Here is a 24,047-nt window from a genome sequence, read left to right as displayed (position 1 = left end):
CTCCTGTGACAAATTCATTATCATGGTGTGAAGCTGCGGATCATTACACGGCGAAAAAGCGGCAGAGAAAAGAGATGTGTTTTTTGTGGTTTTTCCCCTTTTAGCGAGACGATGTATGCAACTCACGACTGAGCGACTGATTCTGACCCGATTACAGCCTGAAGACTGGCAGCTTTTCCTCAAGATCCACAGCGATGAAACCTGCATGAAATTTATCAGCGCGGTGCCGCAGCTTGCCGATATTCGTCAGCGTTTTCAGGACCGTCTGGCCCCCTGGCAGGTCACCAGCTTTCACATGCTGTGCCTGGTGGTGCGGCTGAAAGAGAGTGGGCGCGTGGTCGGGCTGATGGGTGCCAATCCCGAGTGGGCCCCGCACCGGCAGGCTGAAGTAGGGTATTCGCTGTTCAGCGACTGTTTCGGTCAGGGCTATGGCAGCGAGGCGTTGGGTGCGCTGTGTGATTTTTTATTCCACGAGTGTGAGTTCCATAAACTCAAAGCTCAGGTCGTGGAGGGTAATCATGCCTCGCGACGGGTGCTGGAAAAAAACGGCTTTTTGCTGGAAGGGACGCTGCGGGATAATTACCTGTTACGCGGCCAGTGGGTGAATGACTGGCTGTTTGGCCGCCTCAATCCCGCCGGATAAAAAATTTTATCCTGCCTCTCGACAGGTTACAGAATTGTAAGATATGTTGATTCAACGACCACCACAGTGGTCAGCGTCGCTCGGATGGTCCGGGCGCTTACGTGAATCCAAGGATGCTATGCTATGGCTGACAACAGTTCCCCTCGCCGTTTTTCCCGTATTGAACGTCTTCCTCCGTATGTATTTAACATCACTTCCGAACTGAAGATGGCTGCCCGCCGTCGCGGTGAAGATATTATCGACTTCAGTATGGGAAACCCCGACGGCCCGACGCCGCCGCATATCGTTGAAAAACTCTGTACCGTGGCCCGGCGTGAAGACACGCACGGTTACTCCACCTCGCGCGGGATCCCCCGCCTGCGCCGTGCCATTTCACGCTGGTATGCCGACCGCTACCAGGTGGATATTGACCCGGAATCAGAAGCCATTGTCACCATCGGCTCGAAAGAGGGGCTGGCCCATCTGATGCTGGCAACGCTCGATCATGGTGATACCGTACTGGTGCCCAATCCCAGCTATCCCATTCATATCTATGGGGCGGTGATCGCCGGCGCACAGGTGCGCTCCGTGCCGCTGGTGGCCGGCGTGGACTTCTTTAATGAACTGGAACGCGCCATTCGTGAAAGCTACCCCAAGCCGAAAATGATGATCCTCGGCTTTCCGTCGAACCCGACCGCGCAGTGCGTGGAGCTGGACTTTTTTGAGCGGGTGATTGCCCTGGCGAAACAGTACAACGTGCTGGTGATCCACGACCTGGCCTATGCCGACATTGTCTACGACGGCTGGAAGGCCCCGTCGATTATGGAGGTACCAGGCGCACGTGACGTGGCGGTAGAGTTCTTTACGCTGTCAAAAAGTTACAATATGGCGGGCTGGCGCATCGGCTTTATGGTGGGTAACAAAGAGCTGGTTTCAGCGCTGGCGCGTATTAAAAGCTATCACGATTACGGCACCTTTACGCCGCTGCAGGTAGCGGCGATTGCCGCGCTGGAAGGGGATCAGCAGTGCGTACGGGATATTGCCGAACAGTATAAACGCCGTCGTGATGTGCTGGTAAAAGGCCTGCACGAGGCGGGCTGGATGGTGGATAACCCGAAAGCCTCGATGTACGTCTGGGCGAAAATTCCCGATCACTATGCGCACCTCGGGTCGCTGGAGTTTGCCAAACTGCTGCTGCAGGAAGCAAAAGTCTGTGTCTCACCGGGTATCGGCTTTGGTGACTATGGTGATACGCACGTGCGCTTTGCGCTGATAGAAAACAGCGATCGCATCCGCCAGGCGGTAAGAGGGATTAAAGCGATGTTCCGTGCAGAGGGTATCCTGGCGAGCGCCAGCAAAAACAGCGAAGACGACGTTTAAAACAGTCAGGGTCAGGTTGTCCTGACCCTTCACTTTTATCCTTACAGCATCAGATAGAAGGTGCCAAGCCAGAGCAACAGGATAAAAGAGATCCCCATCAAAGCATATTTCACGAAAAAGTCCTCTGAGCACCCAATATGGGCCGGATCCGGGCTAATTTACCCGTATTACTCAGCAAAATAAAGACCATTGTTATGAGACCTTTCTCACATTATTGCCTTTCCAGTTCCGGCACGACGGACATGCCCACGCGCAGCCGATCCAGAGCCGACTGACCCGGTTCCAGCACAATTTTCACCGGCAGGCGCTGCACGACTTTGGTGTAGTTCCCGGTCGCGTTGTCCGCGGTAATGGCGGCAAAGGTGGAACCCGTTGCCGGGGCAATACTGTCAACGTGACCGCGCAGCGTCACGCCGGGAAGTGCATCAACCGTCAAAGAAACCGGTTGCCCTGCGGTGACATTGGCCAGTTGGGTTTCCAGAAAATTAGCCACCACATAGCTCTGTTTAAGCGGCACGACAGCAAGCAGACGCGTTCCCGCTGAAACCCATGCTCCCTGCCGCACCGCACGCTGGCCGACACTGCCGGAAATAGGGGCGGTGATGCGTGTATAGGAGAGGTTGAGCAGTGCCTGATCGACACTGGCCTGCATGGCGCTGCTGTCTGCCTGTGCCTGTTTCAGGCTGGCCTGCAGTACCGCGACCTCTTTATGCGCGGCCAGTACAGCGGCCTGACTCTGCTTCACTTCAGCAGCGGCGCTCAACATGGTGGCGCTGGATTTTTGCTGTTCATCGGCGGTCGCCGTACCGCTTTTCAGCAGGCGGCGGTAACGATCCGCATTCTGCCCGGCGTAATTCAGCGTGGCCTGGCTGGCGCTGACGGCGGCGTCAGCCTGAGCGATAGTCGCTTTCTGCTGCTCCAGCTGGGCCTGAATGCTGGCCTGTTTCGCCTCGCTGACCTGCAGATTAGCTCTGGCGGTTTCCAGCGCAACGCGGTAGTCACGATCGTCGATGGTCGCCAGTACCTCCCCGGCGGTGACCTGCTGGTTATCAGCGACGTTAACCGTGCGGATATAGCCGGAGACTTTGGGTGCCACCAGCGTGTAGTCAGCGGTGACCACCGCATCATCGGTGCGCAACTGATGGCGGTTGATGGCGGACCAGATAAAGAAAGCAATGGTCAGCAGTATCAGCAACAGGGCTGCCAGCAAAGCGGTACGTTTAGCAGGTGTGAAGCTCATGATCGTTATCTCGATGTTGGCGGAACGGACGTGAATAAGGTTTGTGGCGGCCATACCCGTTTGGGCAGCCAGGCGGTCAGCAGGATCAGGATCAGCGCAAAGCCCGTAATCAGCAGGTAGGCGTCACTGATGCTGAGGATCACCGCCTGGTGCCTGAGCAGCGTGCTGAAATGGCTGAGGTTTTCAACAGAACTGACTGAACCGTCCGGCAGCAGCGGCGTCAGGCTGCTGGCAGTGTCACTCTGCGCGGCAGTCATCAGCCATGGCCGGTTACCCAACTGATCGACCAGAGTATGGGAGTGGAACTTCTCGCGGTGGGTGAGGAAATTCTCTACCAGCACGCCGGCGGCCACGCTGGAAAAGCCGCGCACGGTATTGAACATCGCCGAGGCAAAGGGCCCCTCGGGCGGCATCACCACGCTGGTGGCACTCATCAGTACCGGCAGGATCATCATCGGCTGGCCAAACGCCTGTAAAACCTGAATAGCCCAGAAATTCTGCCGCGCCCACTCGCTGGTGATCTGCATTCCCATCAGGCAGGAAAGGATCAGCATGCCGGCACCGGCGGTCAGCATCCAGCGGCAGTCAATCCAGCGCAGATTAAGCAACGCAGCCAGCAGCGGCGCAATCAGCAGCTGAGGCAGACCAATGGTCAGCGCCATGGGGGCAAACTGTGCGGTGCGAAAGCCGTCAATCTGAGCAAAATAGGCCGAGGGCAGGGCCGAACCCGACAGCCCCACCATCAGTACGCCCGCCAGAACCAGCAGACCGTGGGTCAGATTTCTGCGCTGCAGCATTTGCAGCCGGAACAGCGGCAGCGGGTGATACCACTCGTTGATCAGGAACACCAGCAGCAACGCTGCGGCGCTCAGTAACATGCCGCTAATCAGCGGGGACTGGAACCAGTCAAGTCGTTCTCCCTGGGTCAGCGCCAGTATCAGCAGGGCGATGCCGCTACAGCCGGTGAGCATTCCCGGCGCATCAATCTGGCGAAACCGCTCCAGCCGTAGCGGATCCTGCGGCAGCCCCCAGCCAATCAGCAGGGCGGCGATCAGACAGGGTGGGATCACCTGCCAGAAGGTAAACTGCCAGCCAACAGAATCGGTCCAGAAGGCGGCAAGCGAGGCCGCCATATTGGGGCCGAAGGTCGCCGTCATGGCATACGCCGCCAGGCCGTAAAGTTTAATGCCGGGCGGCAGGAAGCGCAGGGCAACCGTCATCAGCATGGGGGGGAGGGCGCCGCCAAAGATCCCCTGGATCACCCGGAGCGCGATAAAGCCTGACGTATTTATCACCAGCGGCTGGATCGCCGCCATCAGGCAGAAACCCAGCGTGGCAGCCAGCGTAAAACGACGCAGGGAAAAAGTGACCGCAAACCAGGGGGCCACCATCATGGCAGCCACTTCCGCTGCCTGATAGGCGGAGGTGATCCAACTGCCCGTATCAAAATCGATGCCCAGCGCGGCACGGATATCGGCCAGGGCGAGGTCCGTCACCCGATCGTTGAGGCCGGAGCTGAGTGCGGCAATCAACACACCCACCAGACCCAGCGCCAGGCGCAGGGTGAAAGGGTGCGGAGGCGGCATTGCCGCAGGCTGGCCATTCATTGCAGGGACTCCAACGCTATTTTTATTATCGATGCACTGTATTGCATCGTGATACATTGTGCGGAATATTACAGGGTGATGCGATGTATTGCAATGCGGTACACTGTATCCAGTGAGACATTCAGTGCTACAGTAATGGCCGGTAACAAGGAAAAGAATCCCTATGTTTGAGTCTTCAGGCTGCCGCGATGACGAGCGTTCCGGCGGTATTCAGGTGATCACCCGCGCGGCGAAAATTCTTGACGCGCTGGGGGCGAAACCGGACGGGATGAGCCTGGGCGAAATTGCCCAGGCGGTCGATCTGCCGCGTTCCACCGTACAGCGAATTGTCGCTGCGCTTGACTCGGTTCAACTGGTACGCAGCCACGGTGCGGCGGCAGGCGTGCGCCTCGGGCCGGCTCTGCTGCGACTGATCGCCAATGTTCATACTGACGTGGTGGCGATCGCCCAGCCCTGGCTTCAGGCACTGTGCGACCAGACGGGAGAAACAGTTTCCCTAGCGCGCGCCAGCGGCCTGCAGCTGGCCATTGTTCACTATGTGGTGGCAGACCGGGAACTGCGGGTTGTGCCGCGCATCGGCATGAACCTGCCGCTTTACAGCACGTCCGGTGGCCGCGCGCTGCTGGCGCTGGACAGCGATGAGACAGCCAGAGAGCGGGTCGGGGAGGCATTTCAGGCCATCACTGAACTGACCGTGCGCGACTTCCCTGCGCTGCTGGCGCACCTGACTGAAATTCGCCGTACCGGTCTGGCTTATGACCGGGGAGAAACACTGGAAGGGATCTCCACCATGGCGGTGGCGATCGACACTATTCTGGGACGCTTTTCCATCAGTCTGTTAATTCCTGGCGCCCGCTTTCAGCGGCATGAGGCGCGTAACCGGGAGGCGATCCTCCGGTGTAAAGAGGCATTAATCGATGAAATTGGTAAAGCTGCCTTACGGGACTGACAGGAGAAGACGATGAAAACACTTTTAGTGGCTGTAGATAATTCAGTCATCGCCCGCAAAGTTGTTTCACTGGCGAGCGAACAGGCGCTGGCCTTACAGGCTGAAGTCGTGGTGGTGTGCTGTGTGGATGCCAGCTACGCAGACTCGGGCCCGTTTGATATTGAGGCGGGTGAAGACCCTGGTGATTTTGGCCTGGCGCTGGACGAGCAAAACACTGCCGAAGCGGTGGTACGCCAGGCGCTGGCGGAACTGCACCGGGCCGGCGTGGTGGCGCGGGGCAGAGTGGTCGCCGGGGAATCGGCAGAAACCATCGTGGCCGAATCAAACCGCCTTCAGGCGGCGATGATTATCATGGGGCGTCGCCATCTCTCCTCTTTTAACCGCCTGCTGAAAGGTTCGTGCAGTGCGGCAGTGATTGAACGTGCCAGCTGTCCGGTGTTAGTGGACGTGCGCGCTGACTAACATCTTTTCACAGGCCGGTGACCTGGCCTGATCATCTCAGGATCCTGCTTTGACTTCTCACGCTATTCTTGCCTCGCTGTTCTCCGCTCTGGTCTGGCTGGTTATTATCGGTGGCCTGCGCCAGCGTCAAAAACTCAGACCCGTGGCGGCGATACTGCTGTTTGTACTTCCGCTGCTGGCGGGCAATGTTTACTATTTCGGCTGGGTGAACCCGGAACAACAGAAACAGGCCGCGATTGATGCCTCGGCGGCCCGCCTGGCCACACTGCCGGTCTGGCGCACGGTAAAAGTCCAGCAGCCTGCACTCTACCAGCAGGCCTATGATGAACTGATAACGCATCTCCGTGCCGGAATGCCACCGCAGCAGGCGATTGACAGCCTGCGCCCTCTGGTGGCTGACCTGCTTAATCAACGCATTAATGCGGCCCGTGATGAAGATCTGGTCGACTATATGCAGGCCTCGCTTGAGCAAATGAAGCAGATCCGCCAGCACAGTACCGGACAGTGCTTCCGCTTCCTGTTTCCCCAGGTGAAAGGGGGCGTTAACGTTAGTGAGCTGTTGCCTAAAGCCGTCACCGACAGAGAACTGCAGTCGATGGACGTCCTGCTGCAACACAGCCGGGGGGCAGAACAGTCTGTGGATTTAAAACAGGGGCGGGTGCATCTACAAAGTGTGGTGCGCGGGCTCTATGACCGCTGGGGCAGTGACCTGCAAACGCTGAATACACCGGCTGAACCTGGGGTAGATGAAGGCAAACTCTGTGATATGACGATAGATCTTTATCAATCCGTTCTGGCACTTCCGGGTAAAGATTCAGCTAACGTTTTACGTATAATTATTAGTGGAACAGGTAATTAGTTCCAAAAAAAAGCCCGCTCGCCGCGGGCATAAAAAACGTTCTAATTATAGTTAATAAGTACCTGGTGTTGCGCAGACATCTTCTAATGTCTGGGGCCATATTGGCACCGATATCGCCTGAAGGCCATTCACTCTCCTGAATCGATTCAATCGGCAAAACATTGCATAACCTAAGTAAAATTTTGCAAATGCGCCTGAGTCTGATAGCCGCAGGGGGGGAGATTGCTATGATGCGGCACTCGTAGAGGGGAGTCATAATGAAAAAGAAACTATCCGGCGTCTTTGCGCTGTTACTGCTGGCAGGCTGTACTTCCGGCAAACCTGGGGCCTTTGAAAAGGTGGATGAAGATCCGGCAGTGAATACCGTTCAGTATCGTTTTAACCCCGTTAACGTCGACAAAACGGCGATGGAAAAAGATGTTGAACGATATTGTACTGAGCGTGGCTTTGATAAAGTGGAAGCGTTAAGCCCACAGGAAAGTCATGTTCCCGGCCTGATGAAAGCCTGGTATCAGTGTAACTACAGTATTAAAAGTTAAATAAAAAGAAGGGCGGGGAAATCCCCGCCCAATTTTTTTACTACTTAATGGTTCTTTTTATATTGCTGTGTGCAGGCTTTGCCCGCCCAGCCCCGAATCCTGTTGCGTGATGACGCCAGTAAAGAGGTGTCAACCCGACGACAGGATTCCAGGCCTATCGGTGAATATTCACCGAATACGTTACCAGCCGCGCCGTGGCCCACCGCCATGATGATAGCCGCCATAATAACCGTCACGGCCGCCGTGATATCCGCCGTCACCGCCATGATGATGGGGAGGCGCAATAATACAACCGCTCAACATAACAATCAGTGCCATGACAGAGATCGCTTTCATTATTGTTTTCATCTTTCTCTCCTGCCCTTTTCTATGACTACAACGTTACGCAAGAAAAGTGGAGGAATGATGCCGTGAATGTAGAGTTATTAGAAAAAATATTTCAAAATAATTCCGTTTGCAAATATTCAAACCCTGCAGATTTTAATTAAATAAGATAATGATGAAAAACTAACATCGTTGATGAGAATCATCTTAAATCAGAAGTGGGGGCTCATAAAGTGGTTTTCAAGGCCAGAGAATATCTTGCAGATGCGGTGGCCATTTAAGGTGTGAAGTGACTCTGTGGGGGATGAGGTGTGAGCCAATCCCCCGCAGGATCCGCGTCCTGCGGGGGGATGCGTTGTGCCGTATTATCAGGCGTGCTGCAACGCTTTTTTCACTTCTTCGGCTCTGTGCGGCATACGGATGGTGGCTGACATCAGCAGAGAGATAACCAGCAGGGCCATAATCAGGCTAAAGGTCACGGTGAAGCCGCCGAACAGGGAAGCAATCAGCGACCCCATCACGCTGCCGATACCGAATCCAAGATAAATCACTCCGTAGTTTTTCGTCAGGTTATTGAGGCCAAAGAAGTCACTGACCAGCGACGGATAAACGGTGATGGTGCCGCCGAAGCTGAAGGCCACGCAGGCGATGGCAATAAAGAAGCTGCCTTCATTCATATAGCTGAACAGCAGAATGCTCATTCCGGCCAGGGAGACAATCTGCGCCAGGGTAATCACCCGGATACGGGCGACTTTGTCAGACAGCACGCCCAGAATCAGACGACCGCTCAGGTTAGCAATGGCAATAATGGTCACCGCATTGGCTGCGGTCTGTGCGCTCAGGTGAACCATATTCTCACCGATGTCTTTTGCTACGCCAATCACGTAGAGACCGCTCATACACGCCGTCAGGAACATCAGCGCCAGCATCCAGTACTGCGGCAGGCGCATAGATTCCGCCAGCGAGTAATCGCCACTCTTCTGGCTGCTTTGACTGCTGGTTCCCTGCTGCGCCGGCGCATCTTTCATCAGCAGTGCGCCGAAGATAATCATGCTCATCGCCAGTCCCCCCCAGATCATAAAGGTGGTTTCCAGGCTGTAGACGCTTAACAGGTAGCTACAGATAAACTTAAAGCCCAGGCTGCCAAGGCCATAGGCACCAATCGCACAGGCGGAAATCATCCCTTTGCGCTCGGGGAACCATTTTACACAGTTGGATAAGGTCATCAGGTAACCCGCCCCATCAGCCAGCCCGACCAGTACGCCAGCGCTCAGATAAAGCATAAACAGGTTATCCGCCTGGGAGGTCATCATCAGGCCCACCGCCATCAACAGTCCGGCGGCGATGGTGACGTTGCGTACACCAAAACGTTCCTGCAGTTTCCCAGCCACGGATGAAGCAACCGCCAGGCCAAGACTCAGCAATCCGAATGAAAAAGCGACCTGGCTGATGGTGGTATCCAGCTTGTCAGAAAGCTGCCCGTTAAACAGGCTCCAGGTATAGACCGAACCCAGCGCAAACTGCGTGATGATTGTACCGATCAGGGTTAACCAGCGGGTGCGGTTAACGCTGTGACCTGCGGTTGATGCGTTCATGGAAATCTCCCGGTGGAAATACTAAGGATCTTGAATTAGGCCAATAGTAGAGCCGGGCTTCATTACTGCGGGGAAAAAGGGCATGAACTGCCCTGACCAGGGAATGAAATGCCTCTGGGGCGACATGAATGACCGCTGGCAGACGCGAAGAGGATCGTAGAGTGTGAGTTTATTTATTGATATATATCAATTTATTAAGCGGGGTTGACGTTTTGAACGACCCTTGCGGCGGCGGTATAAGGCGGCGGATGTCTGCGGGAAGGCGCGGTTAAAAACCAGCTGAAAGTGGAGGCGGGAGCAGGGCGATGGCTGAACTAACGCTGGCCGTTTCACAGATGGAGCGTAGCATTCAGCAAAACCTGGCGCTGGTACATCAGACGGCGGAAATACCCACGCCCTGCATGCTGAAGCGTCACAGCTGGCGAAAGCTATCTCGGTCTTCAACGTCGTGTAACCGCTGGTGCCACCCGGAAATCTCAGGCGGGTGGCATCATTCTGGGGCTAGCGAATATAACCGCGGATCACATCTGCAATGGCTTTGTTTGCTTCGCGCCCGTCGCGATGCTCCACCTCTTCCGCAATTTTCTCCAGGTACTTATTCAGTTTGCCGCCCGTCGGCACATTGCCGTAAGCGATCAGCATCTGCACAATATTTCTCAGGGCAAGAACCTCAAGGGAGAGGCGTTCAACAACGGCGTCTTTATCTGGCATGGGATGCTCCGGTACAGCAGTCAACAATAATACTGCCAGATTACCCGCCTGCGCGCGGAATCAATCCGTTGAATATCGCTGTTTTTCGCGGCGATTAGGCGCCTGGACATATCGCCTTCGGGACACATCGGCAAGAGACTGTTACCAGTAAGGCTTGAACCTGCCTTCGCCACAGGGCATGATCGCGCCTCGCTTTAAAAAGGAGGCTTTATGCCGCAGTTGACCGCGATTCTGAAGCAATATGGAATAAATCCTGATCACACCACCTCGCTGATTATCATTTTTGGCATTATCTTTCTCACAGCATTAATCGTTCACTTTATTCTGCACCGCATCGTCCTGCGCGCTTTTGAACGGCGGGCCAACAGCAGCAGCCATCTGTGGCTGCACATCATTACCGGCAACAAGCTTTTCCACCGCCTCGCCTTCACCGTGCAGGGGATGATCGTTAATATTCAGGCGCTGCTGTGGCTGCAAAAAGACAGTGATGCACTACTGATCGTCACCACCTGCGCGCAGCTGTGGGTCATGCTCTATGCCCTGATGTCATTCTTCTCGCTGCTGGATGTGATTTCTGGCCTGTCCCACCGCTTTGCCTTTGCCGCACAGTTCCCGCTGAAAGGGATCTTCCAGGGCGTGAAGCTGCTGAGTGCCATCGTGATTGGCATCATGATGATCTCCCTGCTGATTGGTAAATCACCGGCGATCCTGATTAGCGGGCTGGGGGCCATGGCTGCCGTGCTGATGCTGGTGTTTAAAGACCCGATCTTAGGGCTGGTGGCCGGCATCCAGCTCTCAGCCAACAGTATGCTGAAGCTCGGGGACTGGCTGGAGATGCCTAAATACGGTGCCGACGGCGCGGTGACCGATATCGGCCTGACCACGGTTAAGGTGCGCAACTGGGATAACACCATTACCACCATTCCGACCTACGCCCTGGTGTCGGATGCGTTTAAAAACTGGAGCGGCATGTCGGCCTCCGGTGGGCGTCGCATTAAGCGCTGCATTAACATCGACAGCACCAGCATTCGTTTTCTCTCGACGGATGAGGTGAATAACCTGATGCAGGCGCGGCTGCTGAAGCCCTATATGGCGTCACGTCAGGAAGAGATTGCCAGCTGGAACGGGAAAGAGGGGGCGGAGGCGTCAGTGCTCAATCAGCGCAGAATGACCAACGTCGGCACTTTCCGCGCCTATCTGACCGAGTATCTGCGCCAGCATCCGTCGATTCGCCAGGATATGACGCTGATGGTGCGTCAGCTTGCGCCGGGCCCCGAAGGCTTACCGGTAGAGATCTATTGTTTTACCAATACGGTGGTCTGGCTGGAATATGAGAGCATTCAGGCGGATATTTTTGACCACATCTTTGCGGTAATCGGCGAGTTCGGTCTGCGTATTCATCAGGCACCGACCGGCAGTGACGTGCGGGCGATTGCCGGAACGGTGAGCTCTGAATAAAAAAACCGGTGCGCCCTGCGGCGACACCGGATGGTTTATTCACGGTCAGTCGGTTTAATGGGTGGCCTGCGCGGTGCGGAATACGGCAACCAGCTCCCGCAGCTGAATGGCTCGCGCGGCCAGTTCATCCGCTGACGAGGCGGACTGCTCTACCAGCACTGCATTCTGCTGGGTCACCTGGTCCATCTGGTTGACCGCAATGTTGATTTGCGAAATACCCGCGCTCTGTTCCTGAGACGAGGCGGAGATTTCGTTCACCAGCTGCGCGGTCTGCTCAATGGCCCCTACGCTTTGCTTCACTTTATCCCCTGCATCCTGCGCCATGGCGATCCCCTGACGGGCATTATCCACCGACACCCCGATTAACTGCTTAATCTCTTTAGCCGCGGTTGCGGAACGCTGGGCCAGCGCTCTGACCTCGGCGGCTACAACGGCGAATCCTTTGCCGTGTTCTCCGGCTCTGGCCGCCTCAACGGCAGCATTCAGCGCCAGGATATTGGTCTGGAAGGCGATGCTGTCAATAACGCTGATGATCTCTTCAATCTGCCCGGCGCTGGCGCTGATTTTCTGCATCGACTGCAGGACAGACTCCATCGCTTCCCCCCCCAGCAGAGCGGCATCTGTAGCGGAGCTTGCCATACCGGCGGCATAGCGTGTGTTATCCGCATTTTGCAGAATGATGGAAGAGAGTTCCTCCATGCTGGCGGCGGTCTGTGCCAGCGAAGCCGCCTGCTCTTCCGTCCGCGCAGACAGGTCGCCATTACCCTGGGCAATCTCTTCCGAAGAAGTGGCAATCGTCGTGGCGTTGTCTTTAATGTCTGCCACCAGCAGTGAAAGGCGCTCACGCATCTGCATCAGCGATCCAATCAGTCCGGCCATTTCGTTGTTGCCCGTGACGGCCAGGCGGGAGGTTAAATCGCCGGAGGCCACATCCCGGGCAACCTTCGCGGCATCGCTGACGGGGCCGGTGATGGAGCGGATGATATACACGCCGAGGATCACCACAAACAGAGCCAGCACGGCCAGTACGCCGAGTAACTCGACCTGCGCGAGGCGATGCGTGCGGATTTGCTCTGACAACATCCGGCTGATTTCGTCACTCGCTTCAAGACCAAAGGTGTTGTACTGATTGATTGCCTGGGTGAAGAGGGCGACAAACTCCGCTGGCTTGAGATCGGTTTTGGTCCGGTTTACAAATACATCTTCAGCAATTTTTAAGGCTTCGCTGGCCTGCTTCAGCGCCGCTTCCCCTTTACCACCGAATTTCGCGCGGACCTCTTCATCTGTCTCTAATGACTTCATCAGATTCGCATTATACAACCGCAGGGCATTTCGCCCGTTGCGGATCTGAAACTCCATACGAGCGTAATCGCTGTCCTCGATCCCGTCTTTTTTTGCCAGAAGCGACGTACCACGGGCACGGATCTGACCCAGCGTTTCCGTTAAGTCAGGCAGGCGGCTGAAGGAGCTGATAATGAACTGATAGGTATTTAAATCGGCATCCAGCGACAGGCTGTAAAAATCGAGCACGTCAACATTCAGATCCAGCGCCGAGCGGATCACCTCTGCGTGACGATTCAGGCTGGTAGCCAGCGTCAGATTGCGGCTGTCAATATCGCGCTGCAGCTGCTCCCACTCGGCGGTCAGCGCGTTGAAACGTTGCAGCAGCGCATCATTATGACTGGTGGCACTTAGTGTGGTGAGAAGGGCGGCATTGAGCTGGTCAATCCGGGCTTTCAGTGCCAGACGATTCGGCGTGGCGGGATCATTGGTCGCGATAGCAATGGCCGCTTCTGCCCGGTGGCGCTGCATCAGATTAAGCAGGCTCAGCATCTCCTTTTCAACGGGAATACCCTGTAACTCTAATTCCTTCACGTTGATCTGCTGATTCCCTTCATGAATAAATAGCCAGGAAGGAACAGCAAATAACATCAATGCAAAAAGTGCAAGAAGCAGAAATTTAGCAGGCAAGTTAATGTTGTTAAGGAGTCTTTTCATTTTTAAATTTCACTTATGTTCAATATGATTTTCAGTCAAACCACGGGTGATGGAATTAAAGTTATCTTGGGGTTTTACAACTAAAAAAATCATTGTTTCCATGTGTCAGTTATATAACTCATTTCTGCGAATGAGTTTCACTATCGGCCTATAAGTAAAGCTTCTTGATAGTGCGTTGAATTATAGTTTCAGATGGATGATTGTCTACGATCAAAATAGATGATATTTATTAATAGAAGCACAACATGCTGTTTATTTTAAATTGTTGTTATTTAAGGTTTTTATTTGAGTGTTTCTTCAGGGCTTTCGACAGTTAAAAGTTAAATTATGTATTATTTTTAACATTGAAAAAACAAACTAAAGTTTGAATTAAAGATGCCGATAAAGGGTGTTTTTGAGACATTTGTCTTATTTCTCCCCGAAAGGAACTTCATGAAGTGAACATAACCTTCGACTGCCATCGGCCCTTCTTAAATAAGAAGGATTGCTGATGGGGTAATATATCCTGTTACATTTAACCAGCCTGCCTTTACAAAGCCCGTGTCAAAAACGCCATTATGTTTGCCAGTCGACCAGCGGAATGGACTGACTGGCCGGGGGGTTTTTCGATGACGTATAACTAGCCCATACCCGGTCACTGGCGGGTTAGCCGATGTTATTAGTCATACAGACTGATAGCGGAAGGCTCTGTCGACAGGATGTCGTATCACGGTGTTTACACCATAACGCAATGCGTATAAGGGCTTTTTATGACATATCCAACAAGTAAGCTGAATGGTCTCGTCGGTTTTGCCAAAGCGGCCAATGTGACGGGCGGCTGGAACGGGTCCGTAGTGGAAATTAACTCTCTGGCCCAGCTTATCCAGTATGCGGGCGACAGCACGGCGCGCGTGCTGGTGATTAACAGTAATATCACCGCTGCCACGCTGACAAAAGTCAGCCTGGGGGCGAATAAAACCATCGTGGGTTCCTTCCAGAACCGGACGCTGAACAACATCCATTTCCGGGCCACGACTGCGTCGCAGAACATTATTTTACAGAACCTGATTTTCCAGCACTCGGTGAATATCAAAGACAATGATGATATCCAGCTTTACCTTAATTACGGCAGTAAATACTGGATCGATCACTGCTCGTTTGTCGGCCATAGCTGGTCCGACGGCGACGGCAGCCTGGATAAGCTGGTGTATGTCGGAGATAAAGCCGACTACGTAACCATCAGTCACTGCTACTTTGGCAACCATAAATATGGCCTGATCCTTGGCCATCCTGCAGATGATAACAACGCGGCCTATAACGGCTTCCCACATCTGACCATCTGCCACAGTTACTTCGAAAATATGCAGGTTCGGGCTCCCGGCCTGATGCGCTATGGCTATTTCCACGTTTACAGTAACTACATTAACAAGTTTCAGCTGGGCTTCACCCTGGCGCAAAATGCCAATATCCTCTCGGAGAATAACTATTTCGGTGAGGGGAGTGCGAACAAAGGGATGCTGGATGATAAAGGGACAGGCACCTTTACAGATACGGGCAGCATACCCGCTATTACCAACCAGAAGTCACCCAAAGCGCAGTGGACGGCGTCGTCCAACTACGCTTACAGCGCGAAGTCTGCCAGTGAGGCGAAAACCTTCGCGGCGGCTAATGCCGGAGCGAAGTCAACAACGCTGGTGTTTGGCGGCTGAATACCTTTACCCGGGCCCGCGCAAGCGGGCTTTTCTGTCTGTTAATGCGAGAGTCAGTGACGTGAGAGCGGGAGAGGATGTCTCAATTATCAGGGCTACTGGCTCGGTGAAGGGCGGCGGACGACTTTTGAGAATACCGCGATCTCCCTCTTCAGAGCATCAGGGCAGGCAACATCAGTGTGTGAAAATCAATTCGCCGCTGAAGGCCTCATGGTTTGCTCATGGAACCGGGGCAGTCATCGCCTGGGCGCTGCTGATGCTAGGATTTCGCACTCTCCGTCCTTTGAAAGCGGTGCCTGGAGCCGGAACACCGCCAAAATGGAGTTATCTGGGAGGATCCCCGGCGCGCTTACGATTCTGCTGGCCGCGATCGCCGTAAACAGTCCGCTGGAGTTGGCCGGCACGCTGGGACTGATGCTGACAGGGCAGATCGTTTTCGGTTTGATAGCCGATCTCAGGGGATGGTTGGCGTCATTAAATGCCGCTTTACTCTGCTGGATTTTTGTTCAGTCGCATTAATTCTATGCGGCAGTGCACGACTTATAAAATACAGGTAATCTCATGATAACCTATATTATTAATTCCTTACTGAATGGTGTTTGCATCAGCCTGAGTCGCTCACTGAATGGTCGCCTGAGCATGGAGCGTAATGCCTTTTATGCTTCCTTATGGAATCATATTGTCGGCTTTATTTTTCTGAGTTTAATTTTGTTTGTTCAGCGCGATGATATGACATCATTCCATTTTAATGCACCCTGGTATGCGTATAGTGGTGGTGCCATGGGTGCGCTATTTGTCGCAGTTAATAGCTATATTTTACCGCGACTGGGATCCACTCAGCGGCGATGTTGATCATCAGCGGGCAAATGATCTCGGGGGTGATTACAGACAATCTGAGTCACCCTGATGCTATGTTATGGATTCAGCTCCTCTCCGTCGTGATTATTGTATCAGGCATCTGGCTTTCAAAAGTTCCGCTGCAAGAAAAACACAAGCAACCGCGACTGAAAAAGGCTTTAAAGTAAAAGCACACCGATAACCTTTTTTATTAATTAACAGGACGGCTGCGAAGCCTCAGGCAGGGTAAGCTAAAAACTACCTTATGGATAACTCTGCCTGAAAAAGGCAAGAATATGACCGCGAGCCATTTCGACAATCTGTCACGTTACAGGCTGACCACTTTCCGTTGCTGAAAGAGAGAGGCATCGGCGAACGTCTTAATGCTTTGACACACGCAATAGCCGCCGCGAGCTGATTTACAGGGCCCCTGACGTTGAGGGGCCTTTCTCCTTAAGCGTCGGCATCGACGCCTGCATCCCTTCTCATATTACCGTTCACCCTACAGCCATAACTTCGACATAAAAGTGTTTCTTTTAGTGGCCAAATATTGATTTTCATCAATTCAAAATCGATTTATTAACATGTTCCCGTGTTCTTTAACTATCCCGATATAAATGTTTGTTTGTTGTATTGCCAATAGTTTAATTCGCTGGTGTGTTAGGGGGTGATGATTAACGTTTAGTGTAAAATTCTTAAGAATTTTCTTGTTTCTGGTGAGAGCTCGGTAAATTTGATTTTATGTCGATCATTATTCTATTATCGCATGTGAACACCCTGAGTCTAAAAAGTATCCATAGCGATACATTGAGGCGGGTGAGATGGCTGATAGTTTCCAGAATGAAGTGCCAATGGCCGGTGTTAATCTAAAACGCGATGTGCATACGGGGGGCAAGCAAGAAGACTGAACTCACCCTGAAATTACTGGTGGCGGGAGATTTCAGTCATGGCCAGGGAACTGCACCATTATCTGAGTGCAAAAGGTGAATAGGAATAAAAATAACTTTGATCCTGTGCTTTCCGAATATTCCCAAAAGAAAATCTGACCGTTAAAAACACGCTTACCGGTAACGGTAGTGAAGAAAACATCAGTTTGATATTCCAGAACAAGAAAGATTTTTCTCCAGAGCAAGTCTCCCGGCGACTCCCCAGCGGAAGGCCATGCTCGTAACATAAGGCAGGAAGCCGATGAAAACGGAACAACCGTTATGGGGCAGGGGCGTGATGATCGCTCCCCAGCATTTCCAGCAGCAGGTCGCGTATGGAGCCTGGTCTGCTGAAGGTATCGCCCGGATGGGGTTATTACAGCCCTGGGGCGTGATCAATGTCGCTTTCGAACCGGAAACACTAAAGCTGGGCCGTCTGCAGGCCCGTCATCTGCACATCCGTTTTCAGGACGGGACGCTGATTGATACAGACAATACAGATACTCTGCCACCGGTGCTGTCACTTGAAAGCATTACGCATGAGGTGGTGGTCCTTCTGGCGCTTCCACTGCTGCGGGCGAATGGTGGCAACTGCCTGAAACCCGATGAGGTGGCCGAGCGGCCTGTTCGCTATCGCCAGCGCTGGCGTGATGTCCGCAATACTTTCGGCGACGATACCCGCCAGATCGCGGTGATGCAGCCAGAGCTGACGCTGCGGTTTGCTCATCAGAGCAACAGTGATTACCTGTGCTGTCCGGTCGCCCGACTACAGCAGGATTCGCAGGGTTCCTGGCAATGTGATGAGACGTTTCTCCCCCCGCTCCTGACCCTCCAGGGCAGCCGCTGGCTGACGACCCAACTGGAGCAACTGATGACCCAGTTGCGCGCTCGGCTGAGCCGTCTGATGGCGATGCGCCGTGAAAGCAATGAGCGTATGGCCGATTTTGCCGTGGCTGACGTCTCCCTGTTCTGGCTGCTCAATGCCCTGAACAGCGCAGAGCCTGTACTGGGGCAGTTTCAGCGCCATCCGCAAAGCCCGCCTGAGCGTCTTTACCCTGAACTGGCAAGACTCGCAGGCAGCCTGCTGACCTTCTCGCTGGCGCATCAGGTGAGCGCGATACCGGTCTGGCAGCACGAGCAGCTGAATGACGTCTTCCCGCCGTTGTTCGATTTACTGGGCGACCTGCTGGAAGCCAGCCTGCCGTCGCGGGTGGTGGCGATTGAGCTTGAGCATGATGCCCGGCTTCACTTCTGGCAGGCTCGTCTGCATGACCCACGCCTGCGCGAAGGCGCTGATTACTATCTCTCCGTGCGTTCACCAATGCCGGTGGCACAACTGCAGGAACAGTTCCCGCGCCAGTGCAAGGCGGGTAGCCCCGATCATGTCAGGAGTATCGTTAATTCATCGCGGGTGGGGGTGCCTCTGGTGCCGCTGCGTCATGTGCCGGCTGCCATTCCACTGCGTCTGGAAAACCAGTATTTCAGCCTTGATGTCTCTCATCCACTGGCCATTGAAATGCTCCAGGGCGGGACCTGTATGTTTTATGTTCCGGGAATGCTGGGCGAGCCTGAACTTGAACTCTTTGCGGTATTAAGAACATGAGTGAGCGTAAATGCGGCGCTGCCGCATCCATTGATATTGATTCCCTGCTTCAGGACACCTGGCTTCAGGTTATCAGCCTGCGCCACGGCCCGCAGTTTCAGGACGGTGAAGGCCGGATGCTGTGGGAGCGCTGCATCGCTGATGTGGAGCGCGTGCAGCGTGAGCTGAAAGCGAGCGAACTCGATGAAGCCAGCTGTCAGCATATTCTCACCGCGCAGTGTGCGCTGCTTGATGAGGCGGTCAAAGGTCGGGGCGTAGAGGATGACGCCTGTGTGCAGTGGTATGACATTCCCCTGCAGGGACACTTCCTCGGCACCATGGACGCCGGTGACACGCTGTGCGATCGGATGCGCGATGTGCTGCGCGAACCGGTGCCTGACCACGCCGTCGTGACCTGCTTCCAGCGGGTTATGATGCTGGGGTTCCTCGGCAACTTCCGCTCTCTGAACGACCCGGAGCGCCAGAAACTCGTCAACGCCCTCAGTGAACAGGTTACGCCGTTCAGCTATCCACACACTCATCCGGTACTGGCGGAAAGTCCTGCCGGCCGGGGAATGGGCGTCTGGCTGGCGTCATTGCCCGTGCGTATTGGCCTGAGCGTATTGGTGGTGGCTGCACTCTGGTGGGGGCTGGATCGCTGGCTGGATCAGACACTGCTGACCCTGTTGCCGGGAGCCATGAAATGAGTCCTGCACAACAGCGCGGGCTTGCGCTGTGGGCTGCCCTGCTGAGTGCAGTGGTCTGCCTGGGTTTCCTGCCGGTCACCCGACTGGTTTCTGTGCTCCTTCTGCTGGCAATGCTGGGGCTTATCATGGCGTTCTGGGCTGTCGCCCGTCGTCGTGCGGATCACGATGTCAGCCTGCGTCTGGATGACCTTCCGGACGCCACTTACCGGCAGCCCGTGGTGCTGGTCTGCGGCGATCTGCCGCTGGCATGTATGCAGCAGTCACCGGTGCTCACTGTCACGCAGGGGTGCTGGATCCGCGTGGAAGATCATCAGGATCCGGAGCAGGTCGCCCGCCAGGTACTGTGGCTGCGCCCAGACTGGGGACGCCAGCTGTCGGTGATGGTCAGTGTCTGCCCGCAGAAACACGCTGACAGCGATCGCCTTACCAGTCGCCTGCTGGCCCTGCGCTGGCAAATCAGCCAGCTGCGTAAAGAAACCGGTCATTCTGTGCCGCTGATTCTGAATGGTCAGATCGGCAGTGCGATGACAAATGACATGCTGTGGCAGGCCGCTATTCCGGAGGAAGGGGTAAGGGTCTGGCGGGCGTGTTCAGCGCCGGGCTCAATTGCTGCATGGGTCACTACCGGCGGGACGCCTGCGATGCAGCAGCAGGTGCTGATGAACAGCCTGATGAGCTGGTTCCATCAGCACGTCAAGGCCGTCTTTATGGATGAGAACCCCGATGTTCCGATCATCGCCCCTGCTGCCGTGCTGTGGGGAATGGGACCGATCCTTGCCGGAAGTCTGGCCACATCAGCCTGGACGGCGTGGCTTTCCCGGCACACCGCGATGCAGCAGGTGACGGGCTGGCAGCCGGTAGGAACTGACAGCACGGTGATTTCCCCCTTCCCGGATTTTATCCTGCCGCTACTGCCGAAAGGGCAAGGCCTGACGCCGCGCGGACGAACCTGCCGTTGTGCGCTCGGGATCTTCACGCTGGCGGCCATTGCCGCGCTGCTCTGCAGTGGCTGGAACAATCGCCAGCTGCTGCAACGGGTGGGTTTTGATATTGCCCGCTACAACAGTATCCCCATGCATGATTTCGCACCAAAAGCCGACGCCGTTTCCGTCCTGCGTGACGATGCGGCACAGCTTAATGACCTGGCGCGTAATGGCGTACCGGCCCGGATGAGCCTGGGTCTGTATCGGGGGGAGCGCCTGCGAATGCCGGTGCTGGAGGCGATCCGCTCGTATGTGCCTCCTCCGGCGCCGTCTGAACTGCCGTCTGAACCGCAGCCGAAAGCCAAACCGGCCCCGACAATTGTGCGGCTCGACAGCATGTCGCTGTTCGATTCCGGCAAGTTCGTGCTGAAAGCGGGATCCACCAAAATGCTGGTGAATTCACTGGTCGGTATCAAAGCGAAGCCGGGCTGGCTGATTGTGGTGAGTGGTCATACCGATAACACCGGCAATGCGGGACTGAACCAGGCGCTGTCCCTGAAACGTGCCGAAGCGGTGCGTAACTGGATGCGGGATACCGGCGATGTGCCGGAAAGCTGTTTTGCGGTGCAGGGTTACGGTGCAAGCCGTCCTGTCGCAACCAATGATACCCCGGAAGGCCGGGCGCGGAACCGTCGTGTCGAAATCAGCCTGCTACCCCAGGCCGATGCCTGCCAGCTCCCGGGCAAACCTTCAGCATCAGTGCAGGATGATGACGTTTCACAACACTTTCGAGAGTAGTCCAGGGACAGCGTCCTGACGGGCAGTCTCTTCTGCCCGTTCTTTGCTCAACGCCTGCCCGCGCGGGTTGAGTAAGGAAGCCCTCAAACAGCCAGCCCGACCGTATGCGCTTTGGTCCCCTTAAGAGGAAACAGCGATGGGCGGTAGCGTGTCCGGGAACCGACAAAGAAAAGGATTTATGGGACATCCAGCCATTCTGTTGCGACGTCTGACCCCTACTGTGCCCGTGCGGTGGAAGGCGCGGCTTCGCTCTGCCAGACCCGTGCCCATGCGGAAATTCACGCCGGGCTGACGCGAGGAAAAGGGTATCGGGCTGACGTTTGATCTTACACAAGGAGTGTACATATGAGCAGTAATCCCACCATCATATTCAGCCACAGCCACCACCTGCTGGCGGTAAAAGGGTGTGAGTCAGCCCTCGACGTACTGGCCTTTGAGGGCGATGAAGCCCTGAGCACGCCGTTCAGCTACCGGATTGAATTTACCAGCGGTGACCATGCCATCAGCAAAGAGATGATGCTGATGAAAGCGGCCTCCCTGACGCTGCAGGCCCCGGTTGACCAGGGTTTCGGCATCAAAATGCAGCAGGTGGTGCGCACCCTTCAGGGCGTGGTGAGCGGTTTTGAACGCCTCAGCACCTCCAGGGATGAGACCCGTTACGCCCTGACGCTCCGGCCCCGCCTGGCGCTGCTCGACCGTTCGCACCAGAACGCCATTTATCAGGACATGTCGGTCCCGCAAATCGTCGAGAAAATCCTGCGCGAGCGCCACAGCATGCGCGGTCAGGATTTTCTGTTTTCGCTTGCAAAAGAGTACCCGCGCCGCGAGCAGGTGATGCAGTACGGTGAGGACGACCTGCACTTTATCACCCGCCTGCTGGGTGAGGCCGGCATCTGGTTCCGCTTTACCACCGACATGCGTCTGAACATCGACGTGGTGGAGTTTTACGACGGCCAGCAGGGTTATGAAAAAGGCCTGACCCTGCCGTCGGTGCCGCCGTCAGGACAACATTCAGAAGGTGTGGACTCGGTGTGGGGGATGGAGAGCCATCATAACGTGGTGCAGAAGCAGGTCAGCACCCGTGATTACAACTACCGCCAGGCCACGGACGACATGAACACCCGGGTGGATGCCACCGGCGGAGATGCGACCACTTACGGCGATGCGTATCACTATGCCGACAACTACCTGACGCCGGGAAGCCACTATGACCGCAACCCGGCCCCGGAGTCGGGGGCGTTCTTTGCCCGCATCCGCCATGAGCGCTACCTGAACGGACAGACGCAGACGCGGGCCGTCACCAGCTGCCCGACGCTGGCCCCCGGCCAGGTGCTGAGGGTCACCGGCGGCATTGAGGTGGCGGAGGTCTTTGCTCATGGGGTGGTCGTTACGGCGATGCACAGTCATGCGCGTCGTGACGAGGACTTCGGCGTCAGGTTTGACGGCATCCCGGACAGCACTGATTTTAGTTTCCGTCCTGAACCTGGGTCACGCCCCGTGATGGCTGGCACCCTGCCTGCCCGTGTCACGAGTACCACCGAGAACGATACCTACGGCCACATCGATAAAGACGGCCGCTACCGCGTCAGCATGCTGTTTGACCGGGATAAGTGGGATGCGGGGTTCGAGAGCCTGTGGGTGCGCCAGTCCCGCCCGTACGCCGGGGATACCTACGGCCTGCACCTGCCGCTGCTGGCGGGCACCGAGGTGGCGATAGGCTTTGAGGACGGCAACCCGGACCGGCCGTACATCGCCGGCGTGCTGCACGACTCTGCGCACGGCGACCACGTCACCATCCGCAACTACAAACGTAACGTGCTGCGCACGCCCGCCAACAACAAAATCCGCCTCGACGACGAGCGCGGTAAAGAGCACATCAAGGTCAGCACCGAGTACGGCGGCAAAAGCCAGCTGAATCTCGGCCATCTGGTCGACGGCGAAAAACAGCAGCGCGGCGAGGGCTTTGAGCTCAGAACCGACAGTTGGGGAGCCATCCGCGCGCAGAAAGGGATATTTATCAGCGCGGACGGGCAGGCTAAGGCGCAGGGCCAGGTGCTGGCGATGGAGCCAGCACTTGCGCGGCTGTCAGCGGCATTAGTGGAGATGGAATCACTGGCAGCAAGTGCACAACAAGCCCAAGCACTGGCTGCCGATGTCAGCCGTCAGCAAAAACTCCTCAAGCAGAAAATCGAACAGCTGCATGAAGAGGTCATCTTGGGCAGTGCGCCGAAAGGGATGGTGCTGGTGAGTGGTGAAGATATGCAGCTATCGGCCAGTGAGAATCTGATGCTGACAGCGGGTAAGCAACTGGATATCGGGGCCCAGAAGGATTTCACTCTGGCTGCTGGTAAACAACTCAGTCTATACAGCCGTGAGGGTGCAAAACTATTCAGCTCGAACAACGATATTGATATTCAGGCACAGGGCGGGAATATCACCACCTGGTCCACGCATGACACGCATATTTCGAGTGGCAAGAAACTGGTTGTTACGGCACAGGATGAGCTGACGATGATATGCGGTGGTGGTTATATCAAAATAACAGGTGGAAACGTTGAGATTGGCGGACCAGGCAAATTATTCATTAAGAACTCGGGTATTAAGAAAGCGGGTTCAGGGAGTCTGCAGGGGGTGATGAAGTCGTTTGAGCCCTCTACGTTTGATGAAAAGTTTGTTATCAGAAATGCGCTAACAAAAGAACCTGTACCAGGTAAAGCGTACAAAATAACTATGCCAGATGGTTCTGTTGTTTCAGGTGTGACGGATGCTTCGGGAGCAACGTCACTGAATTCATCTGATGTTATTGACAATATGCTCATTACTCTGATTAAGGCGCAATAAT

The 24,047-nt window shown here is 55.2% G+C and carries 21 protein-coding genes and 2 pseudogenes; 16 read left to right on the top strand and 7 right to left on the bottom strand.

Annotated features, from left to right (window positions below):
- Positions 1-115: 115 nt before the first annotated feature.
- Both EPE01S_RS02930 and alaC read left to right on the top strand, forming a co-directional pair.
- On the top strand, positions 116-643 hold the full coding sequence (locus EPE01S_RS02930; protein ID WP_062743060.1) for a GNAT family N-acetyltransferase: 528 nt from the start codon (positions 116-118) through the stop codon (positions 641-643).
- Between the two features lie 123 nt (positions 644-766).
- Positions 767-2,002, top strand: coding sequence for an alanine transaminase (gene alaC / locus EPE01S_RS02925; protein ID WP_062743059.1), 1,236 nt, complete (start codon positions 767-769; stop codon positions 2,000-2,002).
- 41 nt (positions 2,003-2,043) lie between these two features.
- On the opposite strand, the gene ypdK is transcribed toward alaC, so the two are convergent.
- The 3 genes from ypdK to EPE01S_RS02915 all read right to left on the bottom strand — a co-directional run bounded on the left by ypdK (position 2,044) and on the right by EPE01S_RS02915 (position 4,849).
- On the bottom strand, positions 2,044-2,115 hold the full coding sequence (gene ypdK, locus EPE01S_RS23335; protein ID WP_118665666.1) for a membrane protein YpdK: 72 nt from the start codon (positions 2,113-2,115) through the stop codon (positions 2,044-2,046).
- Positions 2,116-2,213: 98 nt separating this feature from the next.
- Positions 2,214-3,242 carry an HlyD family secretion protein gene (locus EPE01S_RS02920; protein ID WP_062743058.1) on the bottom strand — a complete coding sequence of 343 codons (1,029 nt, stop codon included), beginning with the start codon at positions 3,240-3,242 and terminating at the stop codon, positions 2,214-2,216.
- A 5-nt stretch (positions 3,243-3,247) separates the two neighbouring features.
- Complete coding sequence (locus tag EPE01S_RS02915) at positions 3,248-4,849, bottom strand: MFS transporter (RefSeq protein WP_062743057.1); 1,602 nt, start codon at positions 4,847-4,849, stop codon at positions 3,248-3,250.
- A gap of 163 nt (positions 4,850-5,012) precedes the next feature.
- Here EPE01S_RS02915 and EPE01S_RS02910 point away from each other — a divergent pair, with 163 nt between their 5' ends.
- The 4 genes from EPE01S_RS02910 to EPE01S_RS02895 all read left to right on the top strand — a co-directional run bounded on the left by EPE01S_RS02910 (position 5,013) and on the right by EPE01S_RS02895 (position 7,658).
- Positions 5,013-5,798, top strand: a complete 786-nt coding sequence (locus EPE01S_RS02910; RefSeq protein ID WP_062743056.1) for an IclR family transcriptional regulator — start codon at positions 5,013-5,015, stop codon at positions 5,796-5,798.
- A gap of 12 nt (positions 5,799-5,810) precedes the next feature.
- Positions 5,811-6,260 (top strand): universal stress protein, encoded by a 450-nt coding sequence (locus EPE01S_RS02905; protein WP_062743055.1) that lies wholly within the window; start codon positions 5,811-5,813, stop codon positions 6,258-6,260.
- A gap of 49 nt (positions 6,261-6,309) precedes the next feature.
- Complete coding sequence (locus EPE01S_RS02900; protein ID WP_062743054.1) at positions 6,310-7,119, top strand: hypothetical protein; 810 nt, start codon at positions 6,310-6,312, stop codon at positions 7,117-7,119.
- 257 nt (positions 7,120-7,376) lie between these two features.
- Positions 7,377-7,658 (top strand): putative periplasmic lipoprotein, encoded by a 282-nt coding sequence (locus EPE01S_RS02895; protein WP_062743053.1) that lies wholly within the window; start codon positions 7,377-7,379, stop codon positions 7,656-7,658.
- 180 nt (positions 7,659-7,838) lie between these two features.
- On the opposite strand, the gene EPE01S_RS23575 is transcribed toward EPE01S_RS02895, so the two are convergent.
- The 3 genes from EPE01S_RS23575 to EPE01S_RS02885 all read right to left on the bottom strand — a co-directional run bounded on the left by EPE01S_RS23575 (position 7,839) and on the right by EPE01S_RS02885 (position 10,288).
- Positions 7,839-8,006 (bottom strand): hypothetical protein, encoded by a 168-nt coding sequence (locus EPE01S_RS23575; RefSeq protein WP_167550576.1) that lies wholly within the window; start codon positions 8,004-8,006, stop codon positions 7,839-7,841.
- Between the two features lie 344 nt (positions 8,007-8,350).
- Positions 8,351-9,577, bottom strand: a complete 1,227-nt coding sequence (locus EPE01S_RS02890; protein WP_062743052.1) for an L-lactate MFS transporter — start codon at positions 9,575-9,577, stop codon at positions 8,351-8,353.
- A 501-nt stretch (positions 9,578-10,078) separates the two neighbouring features.
- Positions 10,079-10,288, bottom strand: coding sequence for a hypothetical protein (locus EPE01S_RS02885; RefSeq protein WP_062743051.1), 210 nt, complete (start codon positions 10,286-10,288; stop codon positions 10,079-10,081).
- Between the two features lie 210 nt (positions 10,289-10,498).
- Between EPE01S_RS02885 and EPE01S_RS02880 the strand changes: the two genes are divergently transcribed.
- Positions 10,499-11,746, top strand: coding sequence for a mechanosensitive ion channel family protein (locus tag EPE01S_RS02880; protein WP_062743050.1), 1,248 nt, complete (start codon positions 10,499-10,501; stop codon positions 11,744-11,746).
- Positions 11,747-11,800: 54 nt separating this feature from the next.
- Here the strand turns inward: EPE01S_RS02880 and EPE01S_RS02875 are convergent, their stop codons facing one another.
- Positions 11,801-13,744, bottom strand: coding sequence for a methyl-accepting chemotaxis protein (locus EPE01S_RS02875; RefSeq protein WP_062743049.1), 1,944 nt, complete (start codon positions 13,742-13,744; stop codon positions 11,801-11,803).
- A gap of 749 nt (positions 13,745-14,493) precedes the next feature.
- Here EPE01S_RS02875 and EPE01S_RS02870 point away from each other — a divergent pair.
- From EPE01S_RS02870 to EPE01S_RS02840, 9 genes and pseudogenes are all read left to right on the top strand, one after another.
- Positions 14,494-15,432: a pectate lyase family protein gene (locus EPE01S_RS02870; RefSeq protein ID WP_062743048.1), complete on the top strand. Its 939-nt coding sequence runs from the start codon at positions 14,494-14,496 to the stop codon at positions 15,430-15,432.
- Between the two features lie 177 nt (positions 15,433-15,609).
- Entirely contained in the window at positions 15,610-15,951 is a 342-nt protein-coding gene (locus tag EPE01S_RS23865; RefSeq protein WP_255210127.1) for a DMT family transporter, read from the top strand.
- Positions 15,952-15,993: 42 nt separating this feature from the next.
- Positions 15,994-16,284, top strand: a complete 291-nt coding sequence (locus EPE01S_RS23860; protein WP_240043872.1) for a DMT family transporter — start codon at positions 15,994-15,996, stop codon at positions 16,282-16,284.
- An 806-nt stretch (positions 16,285-17,090) separates the two neighbouring features.
- A pseudogene (locus EPE01S_RS22720) lies at positions 17,091-17,428 on the top strand (type VI secretion system contractile sheath small subunit); the annotation flags it as partial.
- A 29-nt stretch (positions 17,429-17,457) separates the two neighbouring features.
- A complete protein-coding gene (gene tssK / locus EPE01S_RS02855; protein WP_062743046.1) occupies positions 17,458-18,798 on the top strand; it encodes a type VI secretion system baseplate subunit TssK in 1,341 nt (446 codons plus the stop codon).
- Entirely contained in the window at positions 18,795-19,484 is a 690-nt protein-coding gene (tssL, locus tag EPE01S_RS02850) for a type VI secretion system protein TssL, short form (protein WP_062743045.1), read from the top strand. The genes tssK and tssL overlap by 4 nt, the downstream gene beginning before the upstream one ends.
- On the top strand, positions 19,481-21,205 hold the full coding sequence (locus EPE01S_RS02845) for an OmpA family protein (RefSeq protein ID WP_062743044.1): 1,725 nt from the start codon (positions 19,481-19,483) through the stop codon (positions 21,203-21,205). The genes tssL and EPE01S_RS02845 overlap by 4 nt, the downstream gene beginning before the upstream one ends.
- 178 nt (positions 21,206-21,383) lie before the next feature.
- Positions 21,384-21,484, top strand: a pseudogene (locus EPE01S_RS24155) (Clp protease N-terminal domain-containing protein); the annotation flags it as partial.
- Positions 21,485-21,550: 66 nt separating this feature from the next.
- Positions 21,551-24,046 carry a type VI secretion system Vgr family protein gene (locus EPE01S_RS02840; protein ID WP_062743043.1) on the top strand — a complete coding sequence of 832 codons (2,496 nt, stop codon included), beginning with the start codon at positions 21,551-21,553 and terminating at the stop codon, positions 24,044-24,046.
- The last annotated feature ends 1 nt before the right edge of the window (position 24,047 follow it).

The organism is Erwinia persicina NBRC 102418 (assembly GCF_001571305.1).
Lineage (GTDB): Bacteria > Pseudomonadota > Gammaproteobacteria > Enterobacterales > Enterobacteriaceae > Erwinia > Erwinia persicina.
The sequence above is the reverse complement of the archived record's forward strand: the minus strand, read 5'-3'. Positions and strand labels throughout refer to the sequence as shown.

Bases quoted from the DNA above. Each gene is read 5' to 3' on its own strand.
- EPE01S_RS02880 (WP_062743050.1), top strand. From the start codon at position 10,499: ATGCCGCAGTTGACCGCGATTCTGAAGCAATATGGAATAAATCCTGAT.
- EPE01S_RS02915 (WP_062743057.1), bottom strand. From the start codon at position 4,849: ATGAATGGCCAGCCTGCGGCAATGCCGCCTCCGCACCCTTTCACCCTG.
- EPE01S_RS02910 (WP_062743056.1), top strand. From the start codon at position 5,013: ATGTTTGAGTCTTCAGGCTGCCGCGATGACGAGCGTTCCGGCGGTATT.
- tssK (WP_062743046.1), top strand. From the start codon at position 17,458: ATGAAAACGGAACAACCGTTATGGGGCAGGGGCGTGATGATCGCTCCC.
- EPE01S_RS23575 (WP_167550576.1), bottom strand. From the start codon at position 8,006: ATGAAAACAATAATGAAAGCGATCTCTGTCATGGCACTGATTGTTATG.
- EPE01S_RS02930 (WP_062743060.1), top strand. From the start codon at position 116: ATGCAACTCACGACTGAGCGACTGATTCTGACCCGATTACAGCCTGAA.
- EPE01S_RS02890 (WP_062743052.1), bottom strand. From the start codon at position 9,577: ATGAACGCATCAACCGCAGGTCACAGCGTTAACCGCACCCGCTGGTTA.
- EPE01S_RS02870 (WP_062743048.1), top strand. From the start codon at position 14,494: ATGACATATCCAACAAGTAAGCTGAATGGTCTCGTCGGTTTTGCCAAA.
- EPE01S_RS02845 (WP_062743044.1), top strand. From the start codon at position 19,481: ATGAGTCCTGCACAACAGCGCGGGCTTGCGCTGTGGGCTGCCCTGCTG.
- EPE01S_RS02895 (WP_062743053.1), top strand. From the start codon at position 7,377: ATGAAAAAGAAACTATCCGGCGTCTTTGCGCTGTTACTGCTGGCAGGC.
- EPE01S_RS02885 (WP_062743051.1), bottom strand. From the start codon at position 10,288: ATGCCAGATAAAGACGCCGTTGTTGAACGCCTCTCCCTTGAGGTTCTT.
- EPE01S_RS02920 (WP_062743058.1), bottom strand. From the start codon at position 3,242: ATGAGCTTCACACCTGCTAAACGTACCGCTTTGCTGGCAGCCCTGTTG.
- EPE01S_RS02905 (WP_062743055.1), top strand. From the start codon at position 5,811: ATGAAAACACTTTTAGTGGCTGTAGATAATTCAGTCATCGCCCGCAAA.
- EPE01S_RS23860 (WP_240043872.1), top strand. From the start codon at position 15,994: ATGATAACCTATATTATTAATTCCTTACTGAATGGTGTTTGCATCAGC.
- EPE01S_RS02840 (WP_062743043.1), top strand. From the start codon at position 21,551: ATGAGCAGTAATCCCACCATCATATTCAGCCACAGCCACCACCTGCTG.
- EPE01S_RS02875 (WP_062743049.1), bottom strand. From the start codon at position 13,744: ATGAAAAGACTCCTTAACAACATTAACTTGCCTGCTAAATTTCTGCTT.
- tssL (WP_062743045.1), top strand. From the start codon at position 18,795: ATGAGTGAGCGTAAATGCGGCGCTGCCGCATCCATTGATATTGATTCC.
- alaC (WP_062743059.1), top strand. From the start codon at position 767: ATGGCTGACAACAGTTCCCCTCGCCGTTTTTCCCGTATTGAACGTCTT.